Genomic DNA, 6,414 nt, shown 5'->3' with positions numbered 1-6,414 from the left:
CCAGGCGACTGTTCCTTCGGCATACCTGCATCCTCGTTTCCAAGGTCAGGAGCCTCCAGCATTTCCAGGGCGATTCACTGCGCCTTGGTGCGGCGCTTGGGCTTGTAGGGCAGGTAGATGTCCTCGACGCGGGCCTTGGTGTCGGCGGCCAGCAACGCCGCCCGCAGCTGGTTGGTGAGCTTGCCCTGCTCTTCGATCGAGGCCAACACCGCGGCCCGGCGGTCGTCGAGCTCGCGCAGGTAGCGCAACCGCTCTTCGAGGGTGCGCAGCTGGCCGTCGTCCAGGCTGCCGGTGACCTCCTTGCGGTAGCGGGCGATGAACGGCACCGTCGCCCCCTCGTCGAGCAGGGCGACTGCCGCCGCTACCTGCCGCTCAGCAACTGCCAGTTCCTCTGCAAGACGGGCGTTCAACGGTTTCAGCGTTACGTTCTCGGTCACGCGCAGGGACCCTACCGAAAGCCGCTGACGATTCCTGGCTCCGGGATGGCATGGCTTTTGACCGCGCGCAGGATGTCCACGATGCCGCCCACGTCAGCGTCGCCGAACACCACTTCCGGCCCGCGCGGTGCGTGGTCGGTGTAGGGCGATTCATAGAGGCGGGCGGGCTCCATCATCCCGTTAGCGGTGACCTCGCGCTGTAGGTCTTTGGACGTCGACTCGTAATCGAGCGAGCCGGCGAACGGAGGGTTGGCCAGGATCAGCGTGTACTTCTCGGCATCCTCGCTGGCGCCCTCGGACAGCGAGTCGCGGTACCGGATGTCGGGTGATTCCACCCCGTGCAGCAGCATGTTCATGCTGCCGATGCGCAGCATGGTGGCATCGAAGTCGTAGCCGTGGAACATGCTGGCGTGGAAGTGCTGCCACTGTTCGGCGTTGGTCAACACGCCAGGGTGCTGATCACGGACGTACTCAGAGGCAGCCACCAGGAATCCGGCTGTGCCACAAGCCGGGTCGCAGATCTCATCGCCCGGCCGCGGGGCCGTCATCGCGACCATCGCCTTGATGAGGTGCCGCGTGGTGCGGAACTGCCCGTTGACCCCGGCAGAGGCGATCTTGGACAGCAGATACTCGTACAGGTCGCCATTGGTGTCGCGGTCATCCATTGGGATGTCGTCGAGCAGATCCACCACCCGCGACAGCAGCTGCGGGGTGGGAATGGTGAACCGCGCATCGCGCATGTGCTCCGAATAGGTCGACCCCGTCACCTCCGAGGCCGCGCAGGAACGGGAAGACCTCGTCAGCGACGATCTTGTGCATCAACGTCGGGTCTTCATGTTTGAGCTTGGACCACCGCAGATATTGCTGGCTCTCGCCGAACAGGGTGCCACCGCCGACGCCGGTGAGACGCGCCTTCTTCTCGGCGAGCGTGTTCAGGTCATCCAGCCTGCGAATGAACAGCAGATAGGTGATCTGCTCGATGACCTCCAGCGGGTTCGAGATGCCTCCCGACCAAAACGCATCCCAGACCCGGTCGATCTTGCCATTGAGCTCACCGGTTATCACTGCTGCACACATCTGTCTGCGGCCGTCGGAGATTCAACAGAACTGTATCTAGGGCGATACCGACAGGGTTGGAACCGGTGACATGCGCACCAGCAGCCCCCGGGGCACCCGTATCCACAGTTGCTCGGTTCATCCACAGACGGCCATTCGAGGGCCAATTACCGAACAATTGTTCGATACGTTGGAGGCGTGCCCGAACCCGATCAGGTCCTTCCTCCCGCCGCGGCGGCCCGTGCGGCCATCCGCGCGGACCTGACACTGATCGACGACGCCCAGGCCCGGCTCCGCTGCGCCGACACCGACATCGTCGGCAACGCGTTTCGCGTGGAAGTCGCCGAACGCCTCGAAACCCAGCACAGAATCAATCGCGGCCTGTCCTACCGCATCTTCGGCGAGATCGCCGATCCCGCCGACGGCCCCGACGACCCCCGACTGCCCGCCGACACCAAGATCACAAACCTGCTGTGGTCGCGCCTGCGCATTACCCGAGCCGAGGTCCGGCGCCGGTTCCGTATCGCCGCACGAATCCGGCCGCGACGCAACCTGACCGGACCCCCGGCCCCACCCGAACTTCCCGAAACCGCCGCCGCTGTCGAGGACGGCCGCATCGGCGACGACCACATCAAAGCGGTCACCAAAGCCCTCGACGAACTGCCCGCGAAAGTCGCGCCGGCCGATCGTGAGGCCGCCGAACGGACTCTGGTGCGCCACGCCTCCGAACAGGACGCCGGCTTCGTGACCGCGCTCGGTCACGCCATCGCCGACCACCTCAATCCCGACGGCAACTTCACCGATGAGGACCGGGCACGGCGGCGCAACCTGGTCCTGGGCCGTCAAGGCCCCGATGGGATGAGCCGACTGTCCGGGTGCATCGATCCCGAAACCCGCGCCTACCTCGAAGCAGCCGTCGCTGCAGTTCGCCCCGGCCACCGCCAGCCCGAGGGCACCCAAGGACGCGATTCCAGGTCGTCGGGACAACGAGACCACGACGCACTGAAGCTGGCTCTGCGCCATGGCATCGAGTCCGGCGCCATGGGCACCCACCGCGGAGTTCCGGTGACCGTCGTGGTCACCGCCAAACTCGCCGAACTCGACCAGGCGGTCCGCGCCATGGCCGACCCGGACGTCCCGATGCCGACTGCGGCGCGCACCGGTGGCGGCAGCCGCCTTCCAATGCGTGATCTGATCCGGATGGCGGCCAACTCAATCCACTACCTCGCGGTGTTCGACAACCACTCCGAGCGTCCGCTGTATCTGGGCCGCAGCAAGCGCATCGCCACCCTGGATCACCGGATCATCTGCCACGCCCGCGACCGCGGTTGCACCAGACCGAACTGTCCGGAACCCGGCTACCACTGCGAAGTTCACCATTCGACCGATTGGGCGCGCGACGGCCGCACCAATGCCGACGAGCTCTACTTCGCCTGCGGAGGCGACCACGGCGGTGCCACCCGTGGCGATCTACAAACTCACGTCACCGAGCAAGGGCGCCTGGCCTGGACCGACGGCACCAGCCCGCTGCGGATCAACCATCTCCACCATCCGGACGAACTCCTCGACGACGATGAGGACCCATAGGCTGTGGGCGGTGAGGTATCCAAGCCCAGACCGCGAGAAGATGGCACCGTGACCACCTACAACGAGATCCGCAACAACGCGCCGCTGTGGCCGGGGGTGATGGACCGCTCGCTGCTGGGAAACCGGCAGGCGCAGGCCTTGCTGTATCTGGCGGACATGGCCAAGCGGGGCAACTGGCGCAAGGTGGTCCGGGAACTCGACCGCGGCGATCATGTGGTCGACATCAAGGCCTGGCGGCCGGGCGGCAAGACCTGGTTGAGCGTGCTGCATCAGGCGGGCTGGAACGGGGCACCCCCGGATGTGGCATCGTGGCTGATCGAGCGCGGCGCCCTGCGCAGCCAGCCCGATGCCGCCGGCCGCACCGCCTATGACATCGCCGTGGAGCACGACCGGCCCGCGGAACTGCTGGCGGTGCTCAAGCCGCCGGCGGCACCGCTGGAGCGGGACCGGATCGCCGCGCTCAACGCCCAGCTCACCGGAATCATCGACGACTTGATCCAGGTGCTGTTCCGCGGTCTGGACCTGCGCCAGGCCTTCCGCTATCCCCCGGTCGAGGTGCTGCACGAGCTGCCCGGAAAACAGCTGTGGTTTCCGGTGCCCTACCTGTGGGGCGGTTTCCGGGTGGGCTTGGTAGACAACGACATCGAGCTGTTCGGTGGCTACCGCGAGCTTGACCCCGTCGGCGAGGTTCATGTGGCGACCGTGGGTTATGTGATCACCCCCGATGGCCCGTCTCAGGTCTACGAGGGCTACGAATGACCCCGCGCGGCATTACCGGCTGATCGCGCGCAGCGGGCCTTTGGCGATCTTCCCGCCGGATGAGCGCGGCAGTTCGTCGACGACGACAAGGCGTTCGGGCAGTAGTTCCTTGGACACCCCGAGCGACAGCAGATGCTCGACGAGGTCGGGTAATTCGAGGGAGCCGCCGGTTTCGGCAGCGGCAAGTTCGACGAAGACGCAGACCTTCTCACCGAACACCTCGTCGGGCATGGCGACCGCGGCGGCCACCGCGATCGCCGGGTGGGTCATGACGGCGTCCTCGACCTGGGCGGCGCTGATGTTCTTGCCGCCGCGCAGGATGAAATCCGACGTCCGGCCCGTGACGCTCAGATAGCCCTCGGCATCGATCTCGCAGATGTCCCCCATGCGCATCCAGCCGTCGGGGGTGAACAGTTTGTCGTGATCCACTCCGTTCAGGTAGCCGAGGCTGGTCGCCGGACCCCGGCAGGCCGGCTGGCCGCGGCCGGTGTGGGTCACGTCGGTATTGCCGTCCTGGCCACCGAACAGCCGGACCGCCATCTCCGGGACGATCCGCCCGCCGGTCCGCAACCGCTTGTCCAGCGGGTCGTCGAGGGTGGTTCCGCTGAGCACCCCCGTCTCGTTGGACCCGTAGAACTGCAATATCGTGGCGCCGGTGAGCTCCTCGAACTCCGCGGCCGGGCGGTAAGGCAGCGCCTCCCCGCCGGTGAAGACGACGCGCAGCGAACTCAGATCGAACTCGCGGCTGGCCGGATCGGCCATCATCATCGTCAATTGTGTGCTCACACAGCACAATACGTTGACCCGATGTAGCGCTATGGCAGCACAGGTCGCTGCTGCGCTGAAACGGTCCAGCAGAATCGCGGTGGCGCCCAGGTGAATCGGGGTGGTGTGGCTGGTCCAGAGCCCGAAGCCGAACGGCGTCGGAATGATCGGTGCGAAGACGTCATCGGGGCTCAGCTGCCCGTTGGCGACGGCCAGCTGGTGAAAGTAGTGCCAGCGGTTCTGGGTGTGCACCACACACTTGGGCAACCCGGTGGTGCCGGAGGTGGAGTTGATCAGGAAGACGTCATCGGGGCCGATTTGCGGCCCGGGAAAAGCGGTTTCGGCGGCTGAGCTCAGTTCATCGATATCCAGCGTCGTAATCCCCAGACCGGCCGCGGCCTCGTCACGCTGCCCGTCGGTGATCAGTAGCTTGGCCTGCGCACCGGCCAGAATCGCGCTCACCTCTCGGGTGCCCGCCCGCGCACCGATGCCCACCACCACCGCGCCGCACCGTTCGATGGCGACGAACAGCACATGGATCGCCACCGAGTCGCGGTGCCAGACCGCGATCCGATCGCACGGGCTCACCCCGATCCCGGCCAACCGGGCCGCCAGGGCGTCTGCCGCGGTGTCGAATTCCCGCCAGGTCAGGCCGGCGCCGAGATAGTCGACGTAGGCGGCGCGATCCGGGAATTCCTGCGCGTTGTGGCGAACCGCGTCGGACAGCGTGATCTGCGACCACCAGCCGGCGGCGTGATAGCGGGCCGCTTCAGCGGCGGTGAACGCCGGCGAATCCCAGTCGGTTCCGGGAGACATCGTCACAGGGCCGCTCCCGGTCAGTAGAGGTAGTCTTCGCCGCTCGCCCGCACGGTGATGTCACTGATGCTGATGCCCCACGGCTGGTCGATGACGTGGACGACGGCGTCGGCCAGATCGTCGGGGGTGATCAGCCAGTATTTCACCGAGTCGATGTCGGTCTGCTCGGCCGTCAGGGTGCCGTTGGCGAACGCGGTGAGGGACTGCATGAAGCTCTCACCGCGGGCGCCGACGATGCCCATGATCGCCTCGCCGTTGACCACGCCGCCGGCCAGGTTGGTGCCCAGCACCCCGGTCGGTTTGACGGTGGTCACCTTGATCTTTCCCTTGGCCTCGCTGCGCAGCGAGTCCGACAGCACGGTGACCGCGGCCTTGGTCGCGCTGTAGACCCCGGCACCCGCGACGCCGGCGTTGCCGTAGATCGACGAGATGTTGACGACATGGCCCCGGCCCTGCTCGATCATCTGGTCGTAGACGGCCGAGATCCCGTTCACCACGCCCTTGATGTTGATGTCGATCGCGCGGTGCCATTTCTGCCAGGCCAGCTCATGGTCGGCGAAGTAGGCCAGCGGCATGACGCCGGCGTTGTTGACGATGACGTCCACCGCACCGAAGGTCTGCACCGCATGCCCGACAGCGGCCTTCATCTGCTCCATCTCGGTGACGTCGGCCACCTGGTAGGTGCCGGAATGTCCGGCCGCGCGGATCCCGTCGAACACGTCGGCGAGATTCGCCTCGCCGATGTCCACACCGACCACGCGGGCGCCTCCGGCGGCGCACTTCTCAGCAATGAGCTTGCCGAATCCGCCGCCGGCGCCGGTGATGACGACGACCTTGTCCTGCAGGTGCTGCGACACAGCCGGCCTCCCGCCCACGCGAATCGGAGTGAAGGTATCGGTGCAGTCTAGGTGGCCGCCGTCACCCCTGGTACGCGTGCCCGATTTGTCCCGCGACAGGCCGAGCGTTCAACCACCCCGACAGGGGTCCCGGACGC

6 protein-coding genes and 1 pseudogene are annotated in these 6,414 nt (G+C 66.5%); 2 read left to right on the top strand and 5 right to left on the bottom strand.

What is annotated here, in order from left to right; genetic code table 11:
• Positions 1 to 77 precede the first annotated feature (77 nt).
• The 3 genes and pseudogenes from BST28_RS15845 to BST28_RS25270 form a co-directional block, all read right to left on the bottom strand.
• Positions 78 to 437, bottom strand: a pseudogene (locus tag BST28_RS15845) (Tex-like N-terminal domain-containing protein); the annotation flags it as partial.
• Positions 438 to 448: 11 nt separating this feature from the next.
• Positions 449 to 1,177: an HsdM family class I SAM-dependent methyltransferase gene (locus tag BST28_RS25275; protein WP_420093442.1), complete on the bottom strand. Its 729-nt coding sequence runs from the start codon at positions 1,175 to 1,177 to the stop codon at positions 449 to 451.
• The gene (locus tag BST28_RS25270; RefSeq protein WP_029248970.1) at positions 1,095 to 1,502 is read right to left on the bottom strand and encodes a type I restriction-modification system subunit M N-terminal domain-containing protein; all 408 of its coding nucleotides are present in this window, start codon (positions 1,500 to 1,502) and stop codon (positions 1,095 to 1,097) included. The genes BST28_RS25275 and BST28_RS25270 overlap by 83 nt, the downstream gene beginning before the upstream one ends.
• Before the next feature lie 189 nt (positions 1,503 to 1,691).
• Here BST28_RS25270 and BST28_RS15835 point away from each other — a divergent pair, with 189 nt between their 5' ends.
• Both BST28_RS15835 and BST28_RS15830 read left to right on the top strand, forming a co-directional pair.
• Complete coding sequence (locus BST28_RS15835) at positions 1,692 to 3,080, top strand: HNH endonuclease signature motif containing protein (protein WP_019735949.1); 1,389 nt, start codon at positions 1,692 to 1,694, stop codon at positions 3,078 to 3,080.
• Positions 3,081 to 3,128: 48 nt separating this feature from the next.
• Complete coding sequence (locus BST28_RS15830) at positions 3,129 to 3,839, top strand: ankyrin repeat domain-containing protein (RefSeq protein WP_019735948.1); 711 nt, start codon at positions 3,129 to 3,131, stop codon at positions 3,837 to 3,839.
• A 12-nt stretch (positions 3,840 to 3,851) separates the two neighbouring features.
• On the opposite strand, the gene BST28_RS15825 is transcribed toward BST28_RS15830, so the two are convergent.
• Positions 3,852 to 5,420 (bottom strand): class I adenylate-forming enzyme family protein, encoded by a 1,569-nt coding sequence (locus tag BST28_RS15825; RefSeq protein WP_083081828.1) that lies wholly within the window; start codon positions 5,418 to 5,420, stop codon positions 3,852 to 3,854.
• Positions 5,421 to 5,440: 20 nt separating this feature from the next.
• On the bottom strand, positions 5,441 to 6,277 hold the full coding sequence (locus tag BST28_RS15820; RefSeq protein WP_083081822.1) for an SDR family oxidoreductase: 837 nt from the start codon (positions 6,275 to 6,277) through the stop codon (positions 5,441 to 5,443).
• Between the last annotated feature and the right edge of the window lie 137 nt (positions 6,278 to 6,414).

It is taken from the genome of Mycolicibacter kumamotonensis (genome assembly GCF_002086285.1).
Classification (GTDB): domain Bacteria; phylum Actinomycetota; class Actinomycetes; order Mycobacteriales; family Mycobacteriaceae; genus Mycobacterium; species Mycobacterium kumamotonense.
The sequence above is the reverse complement of the archived record's forward strand: the minus strand, read 5'-3'. Positions and strand labels throughout refer to the sequence as shown.